The 24,085-nt window shown below is 69.4% G+C and carries 18 protein-coding genes; 7 read left to right on the top strand and 11 right to left on the bottom strand.

What is annotated here, in order from left to right; genetic code table 11:
• Window positions 1-30 precede the first annotated feature (30 nt).
• Window positions 31-1,671: an FAD-dependent oxidoreductase gene (locus ILT43_RS06475; RefSeq protein WP_204196798.1), complete on the bottom strand. Its 1,641-nt coding sequence runs from the start codon at window positions 1,669-1,671 to the stop codon at window positions 31-33.
• A 121-nt stretch (window positions 1,672-1,792) separates the two neighbouring features.
• Between ILT43_RS06475 and ILT43_RS06470 the strand changes: the two genes are divergently transcribed.
• Window positions 1,793-2,257 carry a DUF3429 domain-containing protein gene (locus ILT43_RS06470; protein WP_204196797.1) on the top strand — a complete coding sequence of 155 codons (465 nt, stop codon included), beginning with the start codon at window positions 1,793-1,795 and terminating at the stop codon, window positions 2,255-2,257.
• Window positions 2,258-2,259: 2 nt separating this feature from the next.
• Here the strand turns inward: ILT43_RS06470 and ILT43_RS06465 are convergent, their stop codons facing one another.
• The gene (locus tag ILT43_RS06465; RefSeq protein WP_204196796.1) at window positions 2,260-2,616 is read right to left on the bottom strand and encodes a hypothetical protein; all 357 of its coding nucleotides are present in this window, start codon (window positions 2,614-2,616) and stop codon (window positions 2,260-2,262) included.
• A 40-nt stretch (window positions 2,617-2,656) separates the two neighbouring features.
• A complete protein-coding gene (locus tag ILT43_RS06460) occupies window positions 2,657-5,845 on the bottom strand; it encodes a TRCF domain-containing protein (protein WP_204196795.1) in 3,189 nt (1,062 codons plus the stop codon).
• Between the two features lie 20 nt (window positions 5,846-5,865).
• Here ILT43_RS06460 and ILT43_RS06455 point away from each other — a divergent pair, with 20 nt between their 5' ends.
• A complete protein-coding gene (locus ILT43_RS06455) occupies window positions 5,866-6,240 on the top strand; it encodes a hypothetical protein (protein ID WP_204196794.1) in 375 nt (124 codons plus the stop codon).
• A gap of 88 nt (window positions 6,241-6,328) precedes the next feature.
• Here ILT43_RS06455 and ILT43_RS06450 read toward each other — a convergent pair whose 3' ends face one another.
• From ILT43_RS06450 to ILT43_RS06430, 5 genes are all read right to left on the bottom strand, one after another.
• Window positions 6,329-6,586, bottom strand: a complete 258-nt coding sequence (locus ILT43_RS06450; protein WP_204196793.1) for a DUF6894 family protein — start codon at window positions 6,584-6,586, stop codon at window positions 6,329-6,331.
• Window positions 6,587-6,841: 255 nt separating this feature from the next.
• A complete protein-coding gene (locus tag ILT43_RS06445) occupies window positions 6,842-7,240 on the bottom strand; it encodes a Dabb family protein (protein ID WP_204196792.1) in 399 nt (132 codons plus the stop codon).
• Window positions 7,241-7,273: 33 nt separating this feature from the next.
• The gene (locus ILT43_RS06440) at window positions 7,274-8,062 is read right to left on the bottom strand and encodes a DUF1206 domain-containing protein (RefSeq protein WP_204196791.1); all 789 of its coding nucleotides are present in this window, start codon (window positions 8,060-8,062) and stop codon (window positions 7,274-7,276) included.
• Window positions 8,063-8,132: 70 nt separating this feature from the next.
• Window positions 8,133-10,568 (bottom strand): glucose/quinate/shikimate family membrane-bound PQQ-dependent dehydrogenase, encoded by a 2,436-nt coding sequence (locus ILT43_RS06435; RefSeq protein ID WP_204196790.1) that lies wholly within the window; start codon window positions 10,566-10,568, stop codon window positions 8,133-8,135.
• 79 nt (window positions 10,569-10,647) lie between these two features.
• The gene (locus ILT43_RS06430; RefSeq protein WP_204196789.1) at window positions 10,648-12,030 is read right to left on the bottom strand and encodes a carbohydrate porin; all 1,383 of its coding nucleotides are present in this window, start codon (window positions 12,028-12,030) and stop codon (window positions 10,648-10,650) included.
• 595 nt (window positions 12,031-12,625) lie between these two features.
• Here ILT43_RS06430 and ILT43_RS06425 point away from each other — a divergent pair.
• The 3 genes from ILT43_RS06425 to ILT43_RS06415 are packed head-to-tail and all read left to right on the top strand — an operon-like array spanning window position 12,626 to window position 14,803.
• Window positions 12,626-13,555 carry a phosphatase PAP2 family protein gene (locus ILT43_RS06425; protein ID WP_204196788.1) on the top strand — a complete coding sequence of 310 codons (930 nt, stop codon included), beginning with the start codon at window positions 12,626-12,628 and terminating at the stop codon, window positions 13,553-13,555.
• Between the two features lie 52 nt (window positions 13,556-13,607).
• Window positions 13,608-14,075: a sterol desaturase family protein gene (locus ILT43_RS06420; protein WP_204196787.1), complete on the top strand. Its 468-nt coding sequence runs from the start codon at window positions 13,608-13,610 to the stop codon at window positions 14,073-14,075.
• A complete protein-coding gene (locus ILT43_RS06415; RefSeq protein WP_204196786.1) occupies window positions 14,072-14,803 on the top strand; it encodes a fatty acid desaturase in 732 nt (243 codons plus the stop codon). Before ILT43_RS06420 ends, ILT43_RS06415 begins: the two co-directional genes overlap by 4 nt.
• Here ILT43_RS06415 and ILT43_RS06410 read toward each other — a convergent pair.
• Together ILT43_RS06410 and ILT43_RS06405 are read right to left on the bottom strand one after the other, a co-directional pair.
• The gene (locus ILT43_RS06410; RefSeq protein WP_204196785.1) at window positions 14,775-16,031 is read right to left on the bottom strand and encodes a nucleotide disphospho-sugar-binding domain-containing protein; all 1,257 of its coding nucleotides are present in this window, start codon (window positions 16,029-16,031) and stop codon (window positions 14,775-14,777) included. The two genes, ILT43_RS06415 and ILT43_RS06410, sit on opposite strands and share 29 nt — an antisense overlap.
• Window positions 16,032-16,177: 146 nt before the next feature.
• The gene (locus ILT43_RS06405) at window positions 16,178-17,587 is read right to left on the bottom strand and encodes a Gfo/Idh/MocA family protein (protein ID WP_204196784.1); all 1,410 of its coding nucleotides are present in this window, start codon (window positions 17,585-17,587) and stop codon (window positions 16,178-16,180) included.
• Between the two features lie 211 nt (window positions 17,588-17,798).
• Here ILT43_RS06405 and ILT43_RS06400 point away from each other — a divergent pair, with 211 nt between their 5' ends.
• Both ILT43_RS06400 and ILT43_RS06395 read left to right on the top strand, forming a co-directional pair.
• Complete coding sequence (locus ILT43_RS06400; protein ID WP_204196783.1) at window positions 17,799-20,615, top strand: DUF2339 domain-containing protein; 2,817 nt, start codon at window positions 17,799-17,801, stop codon at window positions 20,613-20,615.
• On the top strand, window positions 20,612-21,952 hold the full coding sequence (locus ILT43_RS06395; RefSeq protein WP_204196782.1) for a DUF3999 family protein: 1,341 nt from the start codon (window positions 20,612-20,614) through the stop codon (window positions 21,950-21,952). The genes ILT43_RS06400 and ILT43_RS06395 overlap by 4 nt, the downstream gene beginning before the upstream one ends.
• Here the strand turns inward: ILT43_RS06395 and pbpC are convergent.
• The gene (gene pbpC, locus ILT43_RS06390; protein ID WP_204196781.1) at window positions 21,939-24,029 is read right to left on the bottom strand and encodes a penicillin-binding protein 1C; all 2,091 of its coding nucleotides are present in this window, start codon (window positions 24,027-24,029) and stop codon (window positions 21,939-21,941) included. The two genes, ILT43_RS06395 and pbpC, sit on opposite strands and share 14 nt — an antisense overlap.
• Between the last annotated feature and the right edge of the window lie 56 nt (window positions 24,030-24,085).

Below are 24,085 nucleotides of genomic sequence, written 5' to 3'. Positions count from 1 at the left end.
GGCCTCCCCATACCTAAGCCCGCGACGGGATCATCCCGCCTCTGCTTTCCGGTCCGCCAGCAAGGCGTGGATCTGCGCGACGACCGCCGCTCCCTCGCCCACCGCCGCGGCGACCCGCTTGGTGGAACCGGCGCGCACGTCGCCGATCGCGAACACGCCGGGCTTGCTCGTCTCCAGGGGCAGGGCGGCGTTGCCGGTGACGACGAAGCCCTTCTCATCGGTGTCGACGCAGTCTCGCGCCCAGTCGGCATTCGGGTCCGCGCCGATGAACAGGAACAGGTGGCGCAGCGCGCAGCTATAGGTCGTGCCGTCGTGCCGGTTGCGGAAGGTCGCCGCGGTCAGCCCGCCGATGCGATCTCCCTCCAGTGCCGCGACTTCGTAGCCGACATGCACCTCGACATTGGGAAGCGCGGCGATCCGGTCGATCAGGTAGCGCGACATCGTCTCCACGAGCGGGCGGCGGACGATCAGGTGCAGGCGGTTCACCTGCGGCGCAAGGAAGACGACCGCCTGCCCCGCCGAATTGCCGCCGCCAACCAGCGCCACATCCTCGCCCGCGCACAGCCGTGCCTCGATCGGCGACACCCAATAGGAAATGCCCGCCCCCTCGAACGTCGCGAGGTTCGGCACGTCGGGCCGGCGATAGCGCGCGCCCGACGCGATCACGACGGTCGCCGCCGCGATCCGTCGGTCGCCGCTGCACACCAGCGTCAGATGCTCGCCGTCGCAGTCGAGCCGCTCCACGCCGACCGGTATCGCCACTTCCGCCCCGAACTTCAGCGCCTGATTGAACGCGCGGCCCGCCAGCGCCTGCCCGGAGATGCCGGTCGGAAAGCCCAGGTAGTTCTCGATCCGCGACGACGCGCCAGCCTGTCCGCCCATCGCACGCGCGTCGAGCACCACCACCGACAGCCCCTCGCTGGCGGCATAGACCGCCGTCGCCAGCCCGGCCGGACCCGCGCCGACCACCGCAACGTCGTACAGGCGGTCGGGATCGATCGCAGGCACGATGCCGAGGCAGGCGGCGAGTTCCTCGTTGCTCGGATGTTTCAGGAGCGGACCGGACGGGCAGACGACGAGCGGCAGCTCTTCTGGCAGAACGCCCGTGCGTTCGACCAGCGCGCGGCCCTCTTCGTCGGAATGGATGTCGAGGACGAGATTGGGCAAGCCGCTACGGCTGAGGAAGCCCTGTAGCCGCATGATATCGGGGCTGCCGGGCACGCCGATCAGGATCGTACCCGCGCCGCCCTCCTCGATGAGGCTGACGCGGCGCAGGATCAGCGCGCGCATCACGATCTCGCCGAGATCGGCGGATCCGACCATCAACGCGCGCAGATGCGCCGCATCGAACGGCAGCGCCGTGCACCCGTCCGGCCCGGCATGCCCCGCCGCGATCGAGGCACGCCCGGCTAGCTGGTTCACCTCCCCCGAAAACTGGCCGACGCCGTGCGTGGTGACCGGCGCCTCCCGGCTGAGCCCGTCACGGCGCACGACCTCGATCGATCCGGCGAGCACCAGCCAGGCCGGCGCGTGCAGATCACCGATCGCGTAGACGCTCTCGCCCGCCGCGAACCGCACCTCGGGACCGCTGGCGAAGCGGCGTGCCGTGTCGATGTGCGCCGGCGACAATGTTGGAAAGCGTTGATGTTCGCGGGTGTCGATCGTGCTCATCCTGCCCTCCAACGGTCGTGCAACCTCCACCATACACACGTTTTTGCAGCGCAGCAGGGCTTTGCAAACATTGCCGCCCCGCGTCGTTGTAGCGGCACCGACATCGCAGCCGGAGCGAAGCATGACCACAAGCAGGACCAGCCCACCCGATCCCGTCGTCGGCGCCCTCGGCTTTGCCGGTCTTCTCCCCCAGATAGCGGCACTGCTCGCGCTGCTGGTCCTCGGACCGCGCTGGCACGACGCGGCAGTGATCGTCGCCTTCGCCTACGCTGCCCTGATCCTGAGTTTCCTCGGCGGCATGTGGTGGGGCATCGCGGCGCAAGCGGATGTGCGGGCACCGCGCTGGCTCTGGTTCGCGGCCGTGACGCCGTCCCTGATCGCCTTCGCCGCCGCGCTGCTCTGGGCGTTCGGGACGCCGTCGCCCAGAGCATCGCTGATCGCGTTGGGAATGGCGATCCTTGGATCGCTCGTCGTCGACCGGCGGCTGCGTGCCGCGGGGCTGGCGCCGGCTTGGTGGATGCGGATCAGGACGCCGCTTTCGGTCGGTCTCGGTGGGCTGACGCTTGTGATCGGCATCTTCGCCTGAGGTCAGGCGCCGGGCTTCGGCTCCAGCAGATTGCCGTGCGGCACGTCGTCACCCACGACATCCTCGCGCGGGACGAAGCGGGTGACCCATTGCGGATTTCCCTCGGGTGACAGTTCGATGTCGGGATAGCCGATCGGATCGACACCCGTCTCGACCCAGCCCGCACCGAGGCAGCGGTCGCAGATCGCGCGCTTGCAGCGGAAGCTGACAAGATCGATCTCGGTATTCCACTCGCCATAGCCGCGACAGACCGGGCAGAGCGCATCCAGATTGCCCTTGCGCGGCTTCAGCGGGATGATGTCGAAAGCGTGCGGTGCATCCGGTCCGGTCGGATAAACAATGTTACTGGCATGAGGCATGTCGCGCCAACGTACGACCGATCGACTGGCTCCGCGATGGTCAGCCGAGCAGCCCCACCAGACGCTCCAGCCTCACCCCGGCATCGTCGATCCGTTCCGCCAGCAACAGTCGCCCGTTCTTTTCCGTCAAGCCTTCGAACCCGCCGGCCATGTCGCTGTCGGGTCGCGGCGTCAGCGCGATCGCGGCTGGTCCCGCATCGATCCGGGCGATACCGTGATCGCGCGCCAGTTCACGCAGCCGTGCGACCGCGAGCAAGCGTTGAGCCTCGTCGGGCAATTCACCGAAGCGGTCCTGCAATTCCTGCTCGAACGCATCGAGTTCCACCGCGTCCCGCAGCCGCGCGAGCCGTGCGTACAGCGAGATGCGCAGGTCCTCGTCCGGGATCCACTCTTCGGACAGTCGGCCCTCGACGCCCAGATTCAGTTCCGGCGTCCACCGCTCCGCCGTTTCCCCGCGCGCTACGCGCAACGCTCCCTCCAGCAACTGCTGATACAGTTCGACGCCGATCAGCCGCATGTGACCCGCCTGCGTCTCGCCGAGCAGATCGCCGGCTCCGCGCATGTCAAGGTCGCGGGCGCTGATCGCAAAGCCCGCACCCAGCCGGTCGAACGCCTCCAGCGTCCGCAGCCGCTTGAGCGTGCGGGGGGCGATCGCCTGCTCGGCATCGGTGAACAGCAGCACCTGCCCGCGGCGATGGCCGCGGCCGACGCGCCCGCGCAACTGGTGCAACTGCGCCAGCCCGAACCGGTCGGCGTGAACGATCGCCATCGTGTTCGCGCGCGGCACGTCGAGCCCCGCTTCGATGATGTTGGTCGCCAGCAGGACGTCGCCGTCGCCGCGCCCGAAGCGGACCATCGCCTCGTCGATCTCAGCCGCCGGCATCTTCCCGTGCGCCTGGAGCAGTTCGAGCTCCGGGACGAGCTTGTTAAGCGTCTCCGCCAGCGGCGCCATGTCGGCGATCCGTGGCACCACCACGAAACTCTGCCCGCCCCGCGCCCGCTCCCGCAGCAGCGCCGCGCGCAGCACTTCGGTATCGAACGTCGAGACGGCGGTGCGGATCGGCTGTCGCCGCGCCGGTGGCGTTGCGATGATCGACAATTGGCGCAGGCCGACGAGCGCGGTCTGGAGCGTGCGCGGGATCGGCGTCGCCGACAGCGTCAGGACGTGGCCGGCGGACAGATCCTGCAACCGCGCCTTGTCGGCGGCCCCGAAGCGCTGCTCCTCGTCGACGATGACCAACGCCAGATCCTTGTACGCCACACCTTTTGCGGCGACGGCGCCGGTGCCGATCACGACATGGATGCTGCCATCGGCCAGCCCGGCCTTGATGCGGCGCTTCTCCGCGGGTGTCGACAGCCGCGACAGGCCGGCGACGACGATGTCGGTATTGTCGAACCGACGCACGAAGCTGTCGAGATGCTGGCGGGCGAGTACGGTGGTCGGCGCGGCCAGCGCAACTTGCCTCCCGGACAGTGCCGCGACCGCCGCGGCGCGCAACGCCACCTCCGTCTTGCCATAGCCGACATCGCCGATGACGAGCCGGTCCATCGGCCGCCCGGAGGAGAGGTCGCTGCGCACCGCCTCGATCGCGGCGAGCTGGTCGGGCGTTTCCGAAAAGGGGAACCCGGCCGCGAACCGCTCATAATCGGCGGGGGCGGGGTCCAGCACCGGCGCGGTGCGATCGGCACGCTCCGCTGCCATTTCGGTCAATTGGCGTGCCGTTTCGGCGATCGCGGCGTCGATCCCCGCGCGGCGCTGCTGCCAGCTCTTGCCGTCGAGCGTGTCGAGCGTGACCGCGTCGTCCTCCGCGCCGTAGCGCCACAGCCGATCCGCCTCCGCGACGGGAACGAGGCGCACCGCATTCCTCGCATAGGTGAGTTTGATTGCGTCGCCGCCCGGCTGCTCCTGGTCACCGGGCAGCGTTTCGAGCCCGGTCACGGTACCGATGCCGTGATCCTCGTGGATGACGGTGTCGCCGACGCGGACCTCCGCGGTCTGGATCAGCGCTACATTGGCCGCACGCGACGGCGCTTCGTCACGGTCGGCGCGGCTGCCGATCAGGTCGGATGCTGCCACGGCGAGGATGCCGGGCCGGCGAAAGCCGCGATCGGCCGGGACCGCGAGTGTCAGCAGCGTGCCGGGCGCCGCATCGTGGACGGCGGCCCATGTCGCGAGCTGTTCGGCCGGCTGGTCCAGCACGCTTTCCAGACGCCGGGTCAGGAAGCGCAGGTCGCGCTCGCCACCGAGGAGGACGACCCGGTCGCCGGCTTCGATCGCCGCCTTGCCGACCTTTGCGAAGGCGCGCAGCGGCGCACGCTGTTCGACGAAGCGGGCAGGCGGTTCGTCGGTGCGCCGCAAGGTCACGGTGTCACGGCCTTTCAGCGCAGCGCGCCAGCCGGCGTCGTCGATCACTTCGCGTGCGGCGCGACGGGACCCCCGGCGTGCGGCATCCTTGCTCAGCAGCAACAGGCGCCGGCGGCGTTCGTCCGCGGCGGGGGTGAAGGCGATCGTGGCCCCCGGCAAATGCGTGGTCAGCGGACAGCGATCGTCGCCAAGCGGCGGCTCCGCGACGCGACCGAGTTCCCGATGCTCGATCTCGCCGACCGCGCGCTGGTCGACGGGGTCGTAGCAGCGGATCGACGCGATCACGCCCTCCGCGACCTCGATCCGCACGGGGTCGTCGGCATCGGCGGGGAATACGTCCAGCACTTGCCCGCGCAACGCGACCTCGCCGGGCTCGTCCACTCGCTCGTCCGCGATATAGCCGATCGAGACGAGTTGATCGTACAGCGCCTGAAGGTCGCACGCCGCGCCGGTCGCCACCTTCGGCGGCTCCGCCTCGAACGCGACAGGCGCGGGATAGGCGTTGGCCAGCGCCTCGCCGGTGGTGACCAGTGCGATCGGCGGGTGCTGCTTGTCCGCCAGCATCCTGCGAACGGCGCGTAGCGTGGAGACGCGCTGGCCGACATTGGCGGGAGATGCCGGCGCATCGTCACCCGGCAACGCATCGGTGCCGGGACAGAAACAGACGCACGCGCCTGGCATCATCGCCGCCAGTATCCGCGTCAGCGCGAGGGCACGCGTCTCGTCGGCTTCTGCGACCAGCACATCGCCCCGTTGAAGCAGAACCGCCAGTTCGGTCGCGATTTCGGCCGTGCCCAATGCTGGTTTCAGCGCATCCTCCCCAGGCGGCATGGTAGCAATCTCCGCCGCCGAGAGCGTGCGCATAAGGGTTCATCCTGTTGAGTATGCTGGAGAAACTCTCACGCGTCGTTGCCGTTCCCGGGCGCAGGGTGGACGCCGCACGACGATTGCCGCAGGACGATGCCATGTCCGACGATGACGAGCACAGGTCCGACCCTTACGAGCGCGGGCGCCGCGACGGCCTGCGTCTCGCGCTGGCAATGCTGGCGGCGGAGGAGGGCAAATGGGCGGCGCTGGTCGGCGAAAGCCCGTCGTGGCGCACCAACCAAACGCGGGAGGTGCGCCGGAAGATGCTGGAGGTGGCGCAGAAGCGCATCCACACCGTCCTGAACCGGATGACACCCAGCAACGGCGACAGTGGCGACGGCGAGGCCATCAGCGGAGAACTGGCGGCTGCCCTCGACAAGATCGGACTTTGATCGCACGATCGGAGCGCCGTTTCCAGCAGGTCACGTTCCCGGTGACGCCGTATCGCTCCTGCGGGTCGGGCACGTCGGCGGGCTGGCGTTATGCCGCGCGAGATCCGGTGGAGAGGAACGCGATGGCCTGAGCGAAATACAGCACGTGAACGACTGTCCCGGCTTCGTCCTGAACCTCGATACGCGGGCTCAAATCGACCACGCCGGACATTGCGTCGGCCGCAATGATTTCTCTCGCGCCACCCAGCGCCGCCGCCTTCATGTCGTCCGAGGAGTCGAACATCGCGCCCTCGGTATCCAGCGCGGTGTCCACGTCGCTGTGCAGGTTCAGGAAAAATCGTGGCATGGTCTGCTCGATAGATGATGGCGGATGCCGGAGCGCCCGATCGGCTTTGCCAGGAACTTGTTGACCGACGGGCGTTCATGACACGTTTCCGCTTTCAGACGGCTTAATGCCGCCGCCACCCGGCCTCTATTTCTATCTGATGTGAATTACTTACCTGAGTTATCAGAAGAGGCACTGCGCCGTCGATAGTTCCCGCGAATAGTACGAGCGGGTAAGCGGACGCTTGAATATATGCTGCAATCTCAGCGGCGGCCACTACACGTCGATGCTGTCGTACACGACCACCTTTTCCCAAAGGTCGCCGCAGGTGGCGACGAAACGCTGGTGTATGGGGTGGTCCTGATAGCGCGCCTGATCCTCGACCGTGTCGAAGATCATGAGTTCCGACACGTGATAGCTGCCGTCCACCACCGATCGCTTTTCCGTATCGGCAGGCACCCCGACCCGCAATTCGCGGATGACGGGAATGTCGCGCAACGTCTTCAGGCCGGCGATGAGTTTCGGGGCGGTCGCCGGGTCCTTTAGCCAGAAGAAGACGTGATGTACGACCTTGCCCTTCGTAGCGCCGCGCCCGGCCGCCGTGGCGCGACCCGCCACGGTTGCAAGGCCGGCGACGGTCAGCAGTCCCATCCAGCGTCGACGATCCACCACCATGATATTCCTTCCGAAGGTCCGCCGATCGCCCGCTCAGTGCAAGGTCGTCGCGCGCCGCACGATGCCGTCGACCGGCACGTCGTGCAACCGCCGGTACCGCGCCTCGATCAGGCTGAACACGCCGAAGCCGAACAGGCCTGCACCGATGATGATGTCGAACGGGCTGGTCAGCCACGATAGCACCCGCGCCATGCCGCCCGCCTCGCCGGCCTGTTCCTCCAGCCCGGCACGGACGAGGAAAAAGGCGCTGATGATGAACACCAACCCGCGTGCGGCATAACCGGCGCGACCGCTCCACTGCGCCCATAGCTGCGACGCGATCTGCGGGTCCAGATAGCGCAGGAAACCCGCCTTGACGGACTTGACGATCTGCACCGCGCCCAGCCCGAACAGGACCACGCCGCCCAGCATCACCAGCGCCCACCCGCCCGGCAGACCCATTGCAGCTTGAGCGCCCTCCTGCGTGCCGTCGCCGGATGCCGCGACACCACGCATGAGGCGAACGGCCTGCCATGCGAGGACGAGATGCACGATGCCGCTGACGCCGGCGCCAGCGCGTTCCATCGCGCCCTTGCGGTCGCTCCCGTGACGTTCGATGTCGAACGCCGCGTCGGACAGCCGCCAGATGCCGTACGCGACCAGTCCCGCCGCCATGATCCCGAGCAGCCACTGGCCGCCACCCTTGCCGAGATACTCCAGCGCGCCGCTCGGGTCCTCGGCGCGGCCGGTGCGGACGATCAGCACGGCGATGACGATGTAGAGCAATCCTCGCGTCGCGAAACCGATCCGCGTCAATGAAGTCAGCCGGGCACTGGCAGTCATGCAAACTCCTCCTGTTGCACGACAAACCGACATTGCGGCCGTTCCGTTCCGCTGGCGGAACGGTCGCTCGTCACGTTCTCGGCAGGGCGTAGGCGATGATCGAATCGCCCATCCGGGTGCCGAGTGACCCATGCCCGCCCGCGACTACGATTATGAACTGCCTCCCCGAAGCGGGAGAACTGTAGGTCATCGGCGTCGCCTGCGCCCCGGCCGGCAGCCGCGCGCGCCACAGCACCTTGCCGGTGCCGGTGTCGTAGGCGCGGACATAATAATCGAGCGCGGAACTGAGGAAGGCGACGCCGCTGGCGGTCATCATCGGCCCGCCCAAGGTCGGCACGCCCATCTTGATCGGCACCGGCACAGGCGACTCGTCGCGGATCGTGCCGTTCCGGTGCCGCCACACGACCTTGCCGCTGACGAGGTCGAGGCCAGCGACATAGCCCCAGGGCGGGGCCTGACACGGCAGACCGAGCTTCGACAGGAACGGGTTGAGCGACACGGCGAATGGCGCTCCTTTATTGGGGTTGAAGCCGTGCTCGTCCGATCCGCCGCGATCCGACCCGCCCGCCGCACCACCGGAGTCGTTGCTCTTGCCGGCATCGCCCTGCGGGATCAGCTGATCGACGAACGCCATGTAATTGGGATGCGCGAAGGCGACCTGCCGCACCGGGTCGATCGACATGCCGCCCCAGTCCATGACCCCGAAATTACCGGGGAACACGATCGATCCGCGCAGCGACGGCGGCGTGAACGGCCCTTCGTAGCGCAGCTTGCGGAAGGTGATGCGGCAGGCGAGTTGGTCGAACATCGTCGCCCCCCACATGTCGCTTTCGCGGATACGCTGCTGCGGCATCATCGTCACCGCGGAGAAGGGCTGCGTCGGCGACAGGCGGTCGCCCGGTGCCGGCCCGCCGGGCACCGGGCGCTCGGTCACCGGGTGCACCGGCTGGCCGGTGCGGCGATCGAGGACGAAGATGTTGCCGGTCTTGGTCGACTGCACCACCGCGGGCACGATACCGCGGCCCGGTATCGTCAGGTCGACCAGCGCGGGCTGTGCCGGAATGTCCATGTCCCACAAATCGTGGTGCACGGTCTGGTAGACCCAGCGCACGCGACCGGTCGGGATGTCGAGCGCGACGAGCGAGGCGGAGAAGCGCTCCGTCTCCGGCGAACGCTTGCCGCCCCACTGGTCGATCGCGCCATTGCCCATCGGCACGTAGATCATCCCCAGCCCCTCGTCGGCGGCTGACGTCGTCCAGCTGTTGGGGGTGGAGATCACATAATGCCGTCCCGGCCCGAGCGGCGCGGTGTCGTTGGGATTGCCCGGATCGAAGTTCCACACCAGCCGCCCCGTCGCCACGTCGAACGCGCGGATCACGCCCGACGGCATGTGGACGGCGGCATTGTCGAAGATCGCGCCGCCGACCACGATCAGGCCCTTGGTCACGACGGGGGCGGAGGTGAACTGGAACCAGCCGCCATTGTAGTTCTGGACGTTCGGCCGCAGGTCGACCGCGCCGTTGACGCCGAAGCTCCGGCAGGGCCGGCCGGTCCGCGCGTCGAGCGCGAACAGTCGCGCGTCGTTGGTGGCGGTGACGATCCGCTGCGGGCAGTCGCCGCCCGGGGCCTGCGTCGCGCCCGCCCAGCGTGCGTCGTGATACGACACGCCGCGACAGGTCAGATGCTGGAGGTGCAGCGGCGTCGTCATCTTCGGGTCGAAGCGCCAGCGCTGCTTCCCCGTTTCCGCATCCAGCGCGATGACGATGTTATGCGGGGTGCAGGCGTAGAGCGTATCGCCGATCTTGATCGGGGTCAGTTCGTAGGTGGTCTCCTGCGGATCGCCGGCGCGCTTCACGTCGCCCGTTCGGAAACTCCACGCGACCTTCAGATCCTTGACGTTGGCCGGCGTGATCTGCGTCAATCGCGAGAATTTGGTGCCGCGCCAATCGCCGCCGTACGCGAACCAGTCGCCCGCCGGCATCCCATTCTCCGTCGCCGGCATCGCCGCGCGCGGGCCGGGGAGCTGCCCCTCCCATTCCTTCGAACTGCTCGCCAGCAGCGATACGATGCCGACGATCGCGGCGACGACCAGCGCCCCCGCCAGGGGTCCAGCCGCGCTGCGCCAGCGCCGGTCGAGGCGCCGCGTGACCCAGGGGGTCAGCAGGAACGCGCCGATGAGGAAGATGATGTCGCCGCGCGGCACGAGCGGCCACCAGTCGAAGCCGATCTCCGCGACCGCCCAGATGACGGTGCCGATCACCAGCGCCGCAAACAAGTGCAGGGCGGCCGGGTTGCGCCGCCACAGCAGCCACGCGGTCGCGAGCATCGCCAGCCCGGCGATGACGTAATACCAGCTGCCCCCGACCGCGATCAGCAACCCGCCACCGATCAGCGTCGCGAGTCCGAACAGGCCGACGACGACGGCCGTAACGGACAAGAGCTTGCTACGCCGCGATCCGTGGACCGGATCGACTGCATCGTTGGGGGCCGGTTGCCGTGTCGCCATATCCGTCATCCCTGTCGTGAAGGGTCGTGTATCGAAGCCTGCGACGCCGTGCGCCATGCCCTGCGGAGACGCCGTTGCATCACAATGTCACCGCAGCCTTCAGGCCCAACACGGCCACGTCGCGCGCGTTCCGCCGGCCGCCGGGATGGTGGATGCCCTGGATATTGGGCCGAAGCTCCAGCCAGGGCGTCGGGTGCAGACTATAATAGAGTTCGGCGGCATATTCCGCATCACGCGGGCCGGGATCGAGGCCGTTCGGCGCCACCCCCGCCGTGCCGCCGCGGATCGCGCGCGCGTTGACGTTGGTCCGCGCCAGCCCGAGCCCGAGCACGTCACCGGGACGCCACGGCACCAACCCCTTGTAGAACAGCCCCAGCGCGACCTGATTGTCGGTTACCGACGTGCGGCGATCCGCCTGCGTGACGTTCAGGAACGCGCTCAGCCCCGACACCGACTTGCCGCCCTCGGCCCGGCCGGTCAGCTGCTGCTGGACGCTGAACCAGCCGCCGTAGCGACCGGATCGCCGCATCGGCGCCGCGTCGGTGACGATCAGGGGACGGCGGTCGATGTCGAGCAGCACGTCGTCGCCGTCCGCGCTGCTGTACCAGCCGCCGGCGCGGTAGGACCAGACATGGCCGGTGCGCCCCGACGTGCCTGACCAGCCGAGTTCCACCGGCACCAGCACGCCGGTCGCGCCGCGGAACCGCCAGCTGAAGAAATTACGCTCCAGATTGCGCGGGTTCACCTCGTAAATGCCGGCCTGCACGAAGCCGTCGGCACGATCGATGCGCAGCCGGGCAGACCATTGGCTGACGGGCCAGTTATACCAGTAATCGCCGACCAGGTTGCCCGGCTGCGATCCGCAGAAGCTGAGGTTCTGGAAATGGCAGGAAAAACCCTCGAAATCCTCGCCCGGCGAACTGCGCCCGACCTTCAACCGCGCCGCGCCGAACGCCTGTTCGTACCAGAATTGCGTCAGCCGCCACGTCTGGCCACGCCCATAAACCTCCTGCACCTGTTGCAGCACGCCCAGCCCGGCGTCGGCGCCGAGATCGTGGCCGCGGCGATAGGTGACGGTCGCCTGGAACGTCCCTCCGGCGATCTGCGCCAGTTGCTCCATATCGATCGTCGCGCCGAGATCGAACTGGCCCGTCTCGCGGTACAGATGCCGCTCGCCACCCGTGGGATTATAGGCGCTTTCGGAAGCGTAGCGAAGCGTCAGTTCGACGCCGCGATCGCGCAGATAGGGGCGCACGCCGCCTATATCGCCGAGCAGGCCCGGCGGCGGCCGGTTCTGCGTATCCGCCGTCTGCGGCGAGGGCGAGGGGTCGGACCGGCTGCCGCGTTGCGCGACCGGCGCTGCCCGGCCGTTCTGTGTCCGCTGAGCCGCGACGGGCACCGCCGCTACGAGCATTGCGGCGATGGTCAGGCCGATCGCGCGGAAAGGAGAATGGGCCGCCATTGTGACGATGGTTGCCCATTGCGCCGTGCTGCGCTGCAAACTGGATCAGAACGCGGCCCGGAACACGCACCGAACCGGTCCGTGACCTAGGCCACCCAACCTAAGTTGGTAAGATTGCCGCCGCTCCGATCAGGCCTTCCGCCGAAGCGCCCAGATCAGGCCCGACAGACTGCTGATGAGGGCGGCGACCGCCATCAGCATTGATGCATCCATCTGTGTCATAACTACCTCCTGCTGAGCCCGGAATGCCAAGAGAAATCCTTGTAGGACAGAACATTATGAGAACGTTGGAGGTGGATGGTCGTTTGTTGGATCGCGGTTGGAGGGTGGTGAGGTCGGCCGAGCGGGCGCGATCTTCAGCCTCACTCGTGGGGCCGCACGTGCTCGCTCGCACTGCGTTGCCGTCATTGCGAGGAGCGAAGCGACGCGGCAATCCAGAGCCGCGAGCGCCGGACTGGATTGCTTCGCTACGCTCGCAATGACGGGGGAGGAGCGGCTTGGTCGCCGCTGCTCTGAAGAGAGAAGTAGGACTGCGCCCGATTCGCCGCTTCAGTCCGGCACCGCGCCCGCGCTGCCGCGTTGGGCGGGGGTGAGCGTGATCGACGACAGGAGGGACCCGCCGATCTGGTGGCTGATCGCCGGCATGGCGGGGACGTGCCTCATGGCCTGTAGCGGGCTGGGGTTCCACGTCGATCCGGTGCGCGCGCTGCCGCCGGCTGCTGGCCTTGCCATGCTGGCGCTGGCGATGGGGTTCGGCATCAGCCGCGGCCGTCCTCGGCTGGCAGCCGGCGCAGAGGCGTTCCTGCAGATGACGCTGTTTACGATCATCGGCGTCGTGCTCGCCTACGCGCTCGCCGCGCGGGGCGGGCCGCTGTGGGACGACAATCTCGCGGCGGCGGACCGGGCGCTGGGGTTCGACTGGCCGGCGGTGTTCGCCGCGCTCGACGAGTCACCGCCGTCGCTCTGGATCGGCGGCATCGCCTATCACAGCCTGACGGTGCAGATGATCGTCGCCATCGTCGTGCTCAGCGGCACCGGCCGCTTCGCCACGCTGAGAACCGCGGTTATGGCGGCGATCCTCGGCGGATTTGCGACGATCCTGATCTCCGGCCCGACGCCCGCAATGGGCAACGTCTTCGATCCTGCCGGCTATCGCCACCTCTGGCCCTCGGTCGCCTGGATGGAGCGGGCGATGATCGCGGGGCTGCGGGACGGTACGTTCCGGACGCTGGACCTGACGCAGTTGATGGGAATCGTGACGTTCCCCAGCTATCATGCGACGCTGCCGATCATCCTCGCCTGGGCGCAGCGCGACGTCAGGGGTTGGCGGATCGTCGCGCCGGTCTGGGCCGGGGTCACGATCGTCGCGACGCCGGTGTTCGGCGGGCATTACGGCGTCGACGTCCTGGCCGGCATCGCGCTCGCGCCGCTATCGATTCTCGCCGCGACGTGGCTTGCGCGCGGGCCCCGGCGCGAGACGGAACGAGCGGTATTGGCACGCGTAGTAACCGAAGTGACCGGCTGACGGTTGGCGCGGGTCCGGCGGCGGCGTACAGCGACCGGGTCTGGAGTTGACGATGACGTGGTTTGAGAAGCTGGCCCTGGTGGTCGGCATGGTCCTGTTCATGGAGTGCTTCGCCTGGGCGACGCACAAATACGTGATGCACGGCTGGGGCTGGGGCTGGCACCGCTCGCACCACGAACCGCATGAGGGCGCGTTCGAGAAGAACGACCTCTACGCCGTCACCTTCGCCGTGTTCGTCGTCGGCCTGTTCACCGCGGGCATGTGGTGGGAGCCGCTGTGGTGGGCGGCGCTGGGCATCACGATCTATGGCGGCATCTACGCGTTCGTCCACGACATGATGGTCCACCAGCGGTTCGGCATGCGCTGGGTCCCGCGGCGCGGCTATTCCAAGCGGCTGCTTCAGGCGCACCGCTTGCACCACGCGGTGAAGGGCAAGGAGGGCGGCGTCAGCTTCGGGTTCCTGTTCGCGCCCAACCCGACGAAACTGAAGCGCAAGCTGTCGCAGCGCGTCGATCCATGAGCGACACCGCCGCCGATGGCCGACGGAGCCTGATGCTGGCCGGCGCGATCGGTGGGGCTTGGCTGGCGATTCACATCGGCGGCATCTTCTTCTGGGAATGGCGCTGGGCGACCGCGCCGCTCGCGGTCGCGCTGATCGTCGTGCAGGCGTGGTTGAGCACCGGGCTGTTCATCGTCGCGCACGACTGCATGCACGGGTCGTTCGCACCACGGCAGCGCCGGCTGAACACGGTCGTCGGGACGCTGTGCCTCGCCGCCTATGCCGGCCTGTCCTACGCCGCGCTCTACCCCAAGCATCACGCGCACCACGCCGCACCCGGCACCCCCGACGATCCCGATTTCCATGCCGGCGCGCCGCGACAGGCGCTGCCGTGGTTCGTGCACTTCTTCCGCGGCTATTACACGCACGGCCAGATCCTGCGGATCACCGTCGCGGCAATCGCGTACATGCTGCTCGGCGCGTCGCTCCTCAACATCGTCGCATTTTGGGCAGTGCCCGCGCTGCTGGCGCTGGCGCAATTGTTCGTGTTCGGCACCTATCTGCCGCACCGGCACGAGGAACTGCCGTTCGCGGACGAGCACAACGCGCGCAGCAATTCGCTGTCGCCGCTGGCATCGCTGGTAACGTGCTTCCACTTCGGCGCCTACCACCACGAACATCATCTGAAGCCGCATACGCCGTGGTGGCGGCTGCCCCACCTCAACCGCGCACGGTCAATGCCTCGGTGATCGTGGCGGCGGCGGCGGCGGCCCCGCCCGCTGCGGCGATCTCAGCCGAGAGGCGGCGCGCCGCCGCCCTGTATTGCGGCCCGGTCATCACCTCACGCAACGCCGCCGCAACGCCACCGACGCTCGCCCAACGCGACGACAGCACACGTGCCGCGCCATGATGCGCCAGCCGCGCCGCGGTGCCGGGCTGTTCGAACGCGATCGGCAAAACGACCATCGGCACGCCTTCGCCCAGCGCATCGAGCACGGTGTTGAAGCCGCCGTGCAGAACCGCCGCCGCGCACCGGCGCAGCACCGCGCGTTGCGGCCAGAAGGCCCGCACCAGCGGATCGCCGGGCAACCCCGCTTCCTCGTCCGCCGAAAGGCCACCGCCATGCGCGATCACCGCGCGCGCACCGACCGCGGCACAGGCGCTGGCGATCGTCGCGAACAGTGCGCGCCGCGATCCCTGCAACGTGCCGAGCGAACAGAAGATCAGCGGCCGGTCGTCGTCGGGCAACACGACCTCCTCGCCCGTGTCGGCGCGCCACGGCCCGCCATAGACGAAGCCCGGCGGCAGGGCGGCGCGCGGATAGTCGAGCCCGCGCGGGCACTGCGCGACGTAGCGGCTCGCCTGCGGATCGGGCATCGCGATGCCCCAAGCCCTCTGCCGCGCCTCCACCACCCGCACGATCGGGCGGAGCAGCAGGTCGGACACGGTGTAGCCGCCCCAGTTGCGGTTCAGCCCGAGCGGATCGGTGCGATAGCGCCAGCCGACGAACGGCGGTGGTACCGCCGCGTCGTGCAACAACGGCAGGCCGGTGACGCTGACCACATGCGGGATGCGCAGCTTGGCGGCAATCAACGGCCCTGCCGCCTCCGCCGCATCCGCGATCACCGCATCGGCGCCGATCCGCTCCAGCACCGCCGGCGCTTCGTCGAGCAGCATCGCGGTCAGGTCGGCGGAGGCGCGGATCATCCGCGTCATCCCGGCCGGCCCGGTCGGCGCGGCGAGCGTCGCCAGATGCCGGGCGAGCGAGAACCCCTCCCCCGCCGGCCCGCGCAGCCGCGAGAAGCCCATCCTCGGATCGGTGACGTACAGGCCGACCTCGCCGGCATGCACGAATGTCACCCGGTGGCCGAGCGCGACCAGTTCGCCGCCCAGCACCTGCAACGGGTTCAGATGCCCCAGCGTCGGCGGCGCGATGACGGCGAAGTGGCGGCTTGCGCGACCGTCCCGCCTGAGCACCGCGCCGTCGATAGCGCCCGTTGCTGTCCCATTACCGAGGAGGATCGTCCGCACCCGCAAGCATCGCCGCACACCCACGACCCGGCGGCGTTACCACGACCGCCGCCCTGCGCCGATAATGTGGATCAGACGCGCCCTACGCCACCTCAGATCGACCACCCCTTGCGATACTGCCGATCCAGAAAGCGGTTCGCGTCGGGCACGTTCGTGATCCGCCCCGCCCCGCCGTCATACTCGATCGGCTGGTCCGCCCTCAGCGCGACCATGCCCAGGATCATCGTCTCGTTCAGCGGCACGGCGATCGAGAATGGCGAGGAGATCGCCTCCTGTCCGCGGATCGCGCGGATCCAGTTCATCTCGTGGCCGTCGCGGCCGCCGATGATGCGCGGCAGCGACATCGGCACGGCGGCGGCGCGCTCCGCCACGCCGTCGCCGATCAGGACCGGCTTCTCGCCATAGGTTTCGTGCATCAGCATCCCCCGGTCGCCGATATACAGGACGCCGCCGTCAGGATTCATCCGCGCTTTGGCCGGCATCGCGTCCGGCGTCGGCGGCATCAGGCCGCCGTCATACCAGGTCATCGTCAGCGGCCCGTTCCTGGCGTTGCCGAAGCGGTAGGTGGTGATGCTGGCGAGTGGATAGCTCGACAGGTCGGCGGGCGGCTTGCCGTCCCAGACATCGTCGTCGCCGCCCCAGCGGCTGTGCCGCGTCTCGACCCGCGTCGGCAGGCCCGGCTCCAGCGCCCAAACCGGGAAATCGATCAGGTGCGCGCCCATGTCGCCGAGCGCGCCGACCCCGAACGGCACCCAGCCGCGCCAGTTGAAGTGGGCGTAATCCGGGTGATAGCCCCAATCGACCGCCGCCGGCCCGAGCCACAGGTCCCAGTCTAGGCTGGCCGGCTTCGGCACGGGTGCCGGCCGGGCTTCCCCCTGCGGCCAGATCGGGCGGTTGGTCCAGACCTGAACCTCCCGCACCGTTCCAATGACACCGCCGCGGATCAGCTCGACCGTGCGGCGGCCGTCGTCGCCCGAATGCCCCTGGTTGCCCATCTGAGTGACGAGCTTCGGGTTACGCCGCGCCAGATCGAGCAGCGTGCGCCCCTCCCGCACGGTATAGGTCAGCGGCTTCTGGACATAGACGTGCAGCCCCCGCTCCATCGCCGTCTTCGCGGCGATCGCGTGGTGGTGATCGGGCGTGGCGATCACCACCGCGTCGATATCCTTCCGCGCGTCGAGCATGCGCCGGTAATTGGCAAACTTCTCCGCCCGGTCGTAGGCCGCCTTCAGCGCCACGCGATCCTTCCGAACCGCGCCCGTGTCGTCGACCAGCGATTTGGCGACGTGCGCGAAGTCGACGTCCGCCAGCGCGACGACGTTCTGGTCGGTCAGCTTCGCCATGTTCTGCGCGCCCATCCCGCCCGCGCCGATCACCGCGACGTTGACCCGGTCGCTCGCCGCGATCCGGCGCGCGGATGCGGGCTGGGCGAAGGGCAGCAACCCCGCGGTCGCGGCGGCGCCGCCGATCCAGTCACGCCGGGTCACGGTCGCTTCGGTCATTCTGCTATCCTCGATCATCCTCTACCATCCACGGGATCGGCCATTTCCCTCGCGTTTTCAAACACGTTCTGCCGATTCCGGGCGGCGGCCCGCGTGTCCGTACGCCCCATGCGTTCGAAACGTCCGCAAGAACGCGCCCCCTCGACCGGTGGAGGGGGCTGGGGCATGTACTCGTCGGCGTCGTCGAGACGCCGCGGGGGACAGACGGCCGATGATCGTATGGATGGCAATCGCCGGGGCGCTGGCGGGCTGGCTCGCCGCTGGCCTCGACAGCTATGGCTTCTTTCTCGGCGGTCTTTGCGGCGCGTTCGTCGGTTGGGGCTTTCGCAGCGCGGTGCGCGCCGAAGTGACGCGCGCGACCGCACCGTTGCAGGACCAGATCGCGGCGCTGATCGCGAACGGCGTCGCCGCGCCCGACCCCTTTTTCGCGCCCGCCGCCCCCGTGCCTGCCCCCACTCCTGTGGCCGTCCCCGCCCGCGCGCAAACGCCACAGACGGATAGCTGGTCGGCCGCGCCATCGCCTCGCCAACCCGCAGCCCGGGAACCGGTGACGACGACACCGCCGGAATCGGGCATCGTCGCGACGACGATCGCCGCGGGCATCGCCGCCGCGAAGGGCTGGCTGCTGGGCGGCAACACGATCGTGCGCGTCGGACTCGTCATCCTGTTCGTGGGACTGTCCTTCCTCGCCAGCTATGCCGCCGCCGCGGGACTGTTCCCGGTCGAGGCGCGGCTGGCGCTGATCGTCGCGGCGGGCATCGCGCTGCTGGGCTTCGGGTTCCGCACGCGAACCGACCGGCCCGGCTTCGGGCTGGCGCTGCAAGGCGCGGGCATCGCCACGATCTATCTGACGCTGTTCGCGGCGGTGAGGCTGCTCGACGGCTTCCCGGTCGCTGCCGCCTTCGCGCTGATGATCGTGGTGTGCGCGCTCGGCTGTGCGCTGGCGCTGCTGCAACGGTCGCAGGCGCTGGCGACGACCGCCTTCGCCGGGGGCTTCGCCGTGCCCGTCCTGCTCGCGGGTGCGGGCGGCAACATCGTCGGCGTGTTCGTCTATTACACGATCCTCAACGCCGCGATCCTGTTCATCGCGCAGCGTCAGGCGTGGCGCGTGCTGAACCTGATCGGCTTCTTCGCCACGTTTGGAATGGCGACGCTGTGGGGCACCACCAGCTATCAGCCGGGCGACTATGCCGCCGCGCAGGGCTTTCTGATCGTCTCCGTCCTGATCTACGTCGCGACCGCCGTCCTGTACACGCGGGCGACGCCCGGCCGTCTGGGCAATGTCGTCGACACCACCCTGTTGTTCGGGCCGGCGCTGGCGGGGTTCGGTCTTCAGGTCGGTCTCGTCAGCGACCGGCCCTTCGGCAGCGCCTTTGCCGCGCTGGGCTTCGCGGCGCTGTATCTTGGCGTTGCGATGTGGACCATGCGGTATCGCAAGGACACGTTCCGGGTGATGAACGAGACGATGCTCGCAATCGGCATCGGCTTCGTCACGTTGGCGGTGCCGCTGGCGCTCGGCGCGCGCTGGACGTCGTCGGCCTGGGCGCTGGAGGGAGCGGGCGCGTTCTGGGTCGGTATGCGGCAAGCGCGGTGGATGCCGCGGCTGTTCGGGCTACTGCTGCAAGTGGTCGCCGCGCTGGTCTACATCGCTACCTTCGACACCACCGCCGCCGTCCCGCTCGCCAACCCGGCGTTCCTTGGTGCGATGCTGATCGCGCTGGCAGCGCTGGCGACGGCGTGGTGGTTGCGGGAGCCACTGCCGCACAGCGGATCGCGGATGGCGCAATCGTATCAGCGTGTGGAGCACGCGCTGGCCGCGCCCGCCTTCCTGTTCGGCTTCGCCTTCTGGTGCGCGGCGTGGGCGGCGGAGGCGATCCGCGCGGTGCCGTCACTCCGCGCTGGCGCCCTGCCGGTGCCGGTCATCGATCCGGCCCTGCAACCGGTCGTCGTGATGCTCGCCGCCGTCGCGAGCGCGTGGCTGGCGCAGATGCTGGGCCAGCGCCGCCGCTGGGCGGTCGCATTCTGGCCGAGCTACGCAGCGCTGCCGGCGCTCACGCTGGCATTCGCGATCGGCGTGATCGGCTTCGGCCGCAACATCCTGTCGATGCCCGACTGGCTGATGTGGGGAGCGGCGATCGCGCTGCACCTGCGCATGCTGTTCGTGAACGATCGCGAGGCGCCGGCTCCGCGCGAGATGCTCGCGGCGACGCATGTCGGCGGCGTGCTGCTGGGGGTCGCGATGCTGGCCGACGCGCTGTGGCTGGGGATCGACCGCGCCGGCTTGTGGCGCACGGCATGGGCGGAGGTCGTGTTCCTCGTTGCGAGCATCGCGGTGCTGCTCGCCCTGACGCTGACCGCCGGGCGCGCGATGCGGCATGCGGCGGACAAGCGCTGGCCGCTCGACCGGCATGCCACCGCGTATGGCTGGGTCGCAGCGATCCCGATCGCCGTGCTGGTCTATGGCGGAGCGCTGCTCACGGGGCTGCTGTCGTCCGGCGTCGCGGCGCCCCTGCCCTATGTACCCGTGCTGAACCCCGTCGACCTGTCGCTGGGCCTGTCGCTGGCGACGCTGGAGGCGTGGCGGCGCACGATGCTCGCCGCCGTTCCGGTCCCGCCCGGCGCGGCGAAGCTCGGCGGAACGGGCGCGCTGGCGGCGCTGGCCGGGCTCGCGTTCGTGATCGTCAACACGGTGTGGCTCCGCATCGCGCATCACTGGCTGGGGGTGCCGTGGTCGATCGACCTGCTGCTCGACAGCGTCGTCGTCCAGACCGGGCTGGCGATCCTGTGGACGGTGTTGGCGCTGACGCTGATGGTCGTGGCGCACCGTCGCGTGCGGCGGACGCTGTGGCTGGTCGGAGCCGGGCTGCTGGCGCTGACGGTCCTGAAGCTGCTGCTGATCGACCTCAACGCCGCGGGTGGCGGCGCGCGCATCATCGCGTTCATGGGCGTCGGCGTGCTGATGCTGGTCGTCGGCTATCTCGCGCCCTTGCCACCGAAAGACAGCCACCCCGCGGAGGCGCTGGCATGAGGCGCCTGCTCCATCACGCCGCCGTCGTCCTGGCGCTGGCCACGCCGGTCGCCGCCGCACCCGAGCAAAGCGACACGCCGGATCGTTATGCGGTACGCGCACCGGTCACCGTCGCCGCGGGTTCGGCGGTGCAACGGCTGACGTTGCCCGCGGCCGTGATCGCGGCGTCGCGCACCGGTGGACTGAACGATGTGCGCGTCTTCGATGCCGACCACCGCGCGATGCCGATCGCCCGCGCAACCCCGGCCGACGCACCGGGCCGCCGCGTGTCCCTGCGGGTGATGCCGATCCTGGGTAGCGGCGACACGCTGGACGTCACGGGCGTATCGCTGCGCATCGACGACAGCGGGCGCGCCAGCGTGGCGCAGGTCGAGGGCAAGCCCGGCGACCGCGTGGCCACCGCGACGCTCGGCGTCCTGCTCGATGCCCGGCGGATCGTCACGCGCGCCGCTGGCCTGTCGCTCGACGCCACCTTGCCCGCCGGCCAGCCCGTGACCTTCGTCGTGGACGCCAGTGACGATCTGAAGACATGGCGCACCTTGGGCGACAAGACCGTCTACCGCGCCGGCGACGCCCGCGATGCCGTCGCGATCCCGCTGGGCGGCGCGCGGCTGAACGGCGACTATCTGCGCGTGTCGTGGCGCGGGTCCTCGCGACTGTTGTCGCCGGTCGGCGTCGAGGGCGCGGCGTTGCTGACACAGGCCGACGCCGCGGCAAGCGTCACCGTCGCCGCGACGCTGCCGCCCCTGACGGACGCGCATGCCATCGAGTTCGTCGCCCCGTTCGCCAGTCCGTTTGCGACGGTGCGGGTGCTGCCGACGGGCAACGACATGATCGTGCCGATCCGCATCCTCGGCCGCGACAACCGGGAGCAACCGTGGACGGCACTCGGCGAAGGCACCGCCACCCGCGCCGATCTCGCCACGAGCGAGCGCGGTGCCATTATGGTCGGCGACAGCCGCCATCGCCTGTGGCGGATCGAGGCCGACGAGGGATCGCCCGGCTTCACCGCGCCACCGACTTTGGAGCTAGGCTTTGCGCCAGCGGCAGTCGTGTTCCTCGCCGCGGGTCGTCCACCCTATACGCTGGCGGTGGGGCGTGCGGGGACGGCCGATCCGTACCTGCCGCTGGCGAGCCTCCGGACGACGACGCCGGCGACCGCGCCGGTCACGCTGCCCGCCACGACGCTGCATCTGGCAGCAGCCGACGACAGCGGCCGGTGGCGACGGCAAGCACTGCTCTGGGCGGTGCTGCTCGCGGCGACCGCGCTGCTCGCCGCGATGGCGTGGATGTTGTGGCGGCGCACCGGCCGCGACGCGCCGGTCAGCGGATCGTAAAGCGCGCCTGATCGACCACCCGGCCGGCGGTGTCGACCAGCCGCAGCCGGTGCGGCCCCGGCGCTGGCATGACCTGCGGCCGGGCGGTGGCGGATCCGAGATCGCGATCGTCCAGCATCAGGCGATACGCGGCGGCGCTCCCCGCGACCGCGACCGCGAACCGTTGCCGCTCCGGAGGGATGTCGGGGTCAATCGCGTAAACGGTGCCGGTGACCGGATTGGCGATGCGCGGTCGCCGTGCCTCCCCCGGCGCGGCGGCGATCAGCGTCTGGCCGGTGCCGCGCAGGAAATACTCGCGCCGGGGCTGCTCGATCCGGTCGGCGAAGGCGATCCGGCGCGCCTCGACCCCGGCGGGCGGCGGCGGCGCGCGGCCGGGGGTGCGGGCATGCAGCGCCAGCATCAGGTCGCGCCATACCGGGGCCGCGCCGCTGGTGCCGGACACAGCGCGCATCGGATCGCCCTCCAGATTGCCGACCCACACCGCGACGGTGAAGCGATCGGAAAAACCGACGCACCAGTTGTCCCGCATCGCCTTCGACGTGCCCGTCTTCACCGCCGCCCAGAACGGCAGCCGCAGCGCCGAATCGAGCCCAAAGGTCGCTGCACGCGCATTGGGATCGGCCATCATGTCCGCGACGATCCACGCCGCCGCGGGCGTCGTCACCGGCCGCGCCGCAACCGTACGCGCACGCAGCAACACGCGCAGCGGCGACCAGCGCCCGCCGTTCGAGAGGCTTCGATACGCGTCCGCTTGCTCCAGCAGCGTCACCTCCGCCGATCCCAGTGCCAGCGAAAAACCGTAATATTGCCCGTCCTCGGTCAGGCCGCGGTACCCGGTATCCCATAACCGGTCGCGGAACGGATCGACCCCGACCAGCAACAGCGTCCGCACCGCGGGCACGTTCAGCGACCCCGCCAGCGCGCTGCGCGCCGATACCGGCCCCTTGAAGCCGTGGTCGTAATTCTGCGGCACATACAGCCCGGACGCCGTATCCAGTTGCACTGGCGAATCGTCGAGGATCGACGCCGCCGTCAGATATCCCCGCTCGATCGCCTGCGCGTACAGGAACGGCTTCAGCGTCGATCCCGCCTGCCGATAGCTGTTCGCGCCGTCCACCGCCGCCGCCGTCGACGCGCCGCCGATCCCGCCGACATAGGCCAGCACGTCGCCGCTCCGGTTGTCGACGACCACCACCGCGCCGTCGCGGGCCCGTGTCCCGCCCAGCCCCTGTAATTGCCGACGCAACGCCCCGATCGCCAGCCGCTGCAACCCTGCATCCAGCGTCGTCGCGACACGCAGGCCGGGCCTAGTCAGCAGGCGATCGGACAGATGCGGCGCGAGACCGGGGTCGAGCGCCAGACTGCGCGCCGGGCCGAGCATCGACGCCGCCTGCGCTTCGAAACCGGAACAATCGCCTGCCCGCGCCAGCCGGCACGCACGGCGCGCCAGCCGGTCGGCGCTCGCCTGTGGATCGGGCAGCAGCGCCGCGAGCAGCACCGCATCGTCGCCGGCGAGCGCGGCCGGCGTCTTACCGAAAAAGCCCATCGCCGCCGCACCGATCCCCTGCGCCTCGCCACGGAACGGCGCGAGGTTCAGATAGGCCTCCAGAATTTGATCCTTGCTCCAGCGTCCTTCCAGCGCCCGCGCGGCGCGCATCTGCCGCACCTTGTCGCGCCACCCGCGTGCGCCGGGGCGGGCCAGATCGGGAGCGAGAAAGCCCGCGACCTGCATCGAGAGGGTGGAGGCCCCGCGCGCGGACTGTCCCCCTATCCGCCGCCGCAGCGATCCCGCCAGCGCCAGCCAGTCGACGCCGCCGTGCGAGGCGAAGCGATGATCCTCCGCCGCGACGATCGTCTGCGGTACGACCGGAGCGATCCGGTCGAGCGGCGTCCACGCAAGCCGCCTCGTCGCGAAATCCACCCGCGCGCTGTCGATCAGCACGCCGTGACGGTCGTACAGCCACGCCTCCGACGGGCGATAGGCGGCACGGGCCTGTGCGTAATTCGGGATCGGCGGCGGATAGGTCGCGTAGTCGACAACTGCGAGGAGGGTGAAGGCGACCAGCACGGCGATCAATCGCCATCGCCGCCTCAAGACCTCCCATGTTCCAGCGAAAGCCGGAGCTCCGCGCC

The organism is Sphingomonas longa (genome assembly GCF_016892685.1).
GTDB classification, from domain to species: Bacteria; Pseudomonadota; Alphaproteobacteria; order Sphingomonadales; family Sphingomonadaceae; genus Sphingomonas; species Sphingomonas longa.
This window is presented reverse-complemented; position numbering and strand designations above follow the sequence as displayed.

Coding starts and splice junctions, on each gene's coding strand:
- ILT43_RS06475 (WP_204196798.1), bottom strand. CDS start 1,671: ATGAGCACGATCGACACCCGCGAACATCAACGCTTTCCAACATTGTCG.
- ILT43_RS06470 (WP_204196797.1), top strand. CDS start 1,793: ATGACCACAAGCAGGACCAGCCCACCCGATCCCGTCGTCGGCGCCCTC.
- ILT43_RS06465 (WP_204196796.1), bottom strand. CDS start 2,616: ATGCCTCATGCCAGTAACATTGTTTATCCGACCGGACCGGATGCACCG.
- ILT43_RS06460 (WP_204196795.1), bottom strand. CDS start 5,845: ATGCGCACGCTCTCGGCGGCGGAGATTGCTACCATGCCGCCTGGGGAG.
- ILT43_RS06455 (WP_204196794.1), top strand. CDS start 5,866: ATGCTGGAGAAACTCTCACGCGTCGTTGCCGTTCCCGGGCGCAGGGTG.
- ILT43_RS06450 (WP_204196793.1), bottom strand. CDS start 6,586: ATGCCACGATTTTTCCTGAACCTGCACAGCGACGTGGACACCGCGCTG.
- ILT43_RS06445 (WP_204196792.1), bottom strand. CDS start 7,240: ATGGTGGTGGATCGTCGACGCTGGATGGGACTGCTGACCGTCGCCGGC.
- ILT43_RS06440 (WP_204196791.1), bottom strand. CDS start 8,062: ATGACTGCCAGTGCCCGGCTGACTTCATTGACGCGGATCGGTTTCGCG.
- ILT43_RS06435 (WP_204196790.1), bottom strand. CDS start 10,568: ATGGCGACACGGCAACCGGCCCCCAACGATGCAGTCGATCCGGTCCAC.
- ILT43_RS06430 (WP_204196789.1), bottom strand. CDS start 12,030: ATGGCGGCCCATTCTCCTTTCCGCGCGATCGGCCTGACCATCGCCGCA.
- ILT43_RS06420 (WP_204196787.1), top strand. CDS start 13,608: ATGACGTGGTTTGAGAAGCTGGCCCTGGTGGTCGGCATGGTCCTGTTC.
- ILT43_RS06415 (WP_204196786.1), top strand. CDS start 14,072: ATGAGCGACACCGCCGCCGATGGCCGACGGAGCCTGATGCTGGCCGGC.
- ILT43_RS06405 (WP_204196784.1), bottom strand. CDS start 17,587: ATGACCGAAGCGACCGTGACCCGGCGTGACTGGATCGGCGGCGCCGCC.
- ILT43_RS06400 (WP_204196783.1), top strand. CDS start 17,799: ATGATCGTATGGATGGCAATCGCCGGGGCGCTGGCGGGCTGGCTCGCC.
- ILT43_RS06395 (WP_204196782.1), top strand. CDS start 20,612: ATGAGGCGCCTGCTCCATCACGCCGCCGTCGTCCTGGCGCTGGCCACG.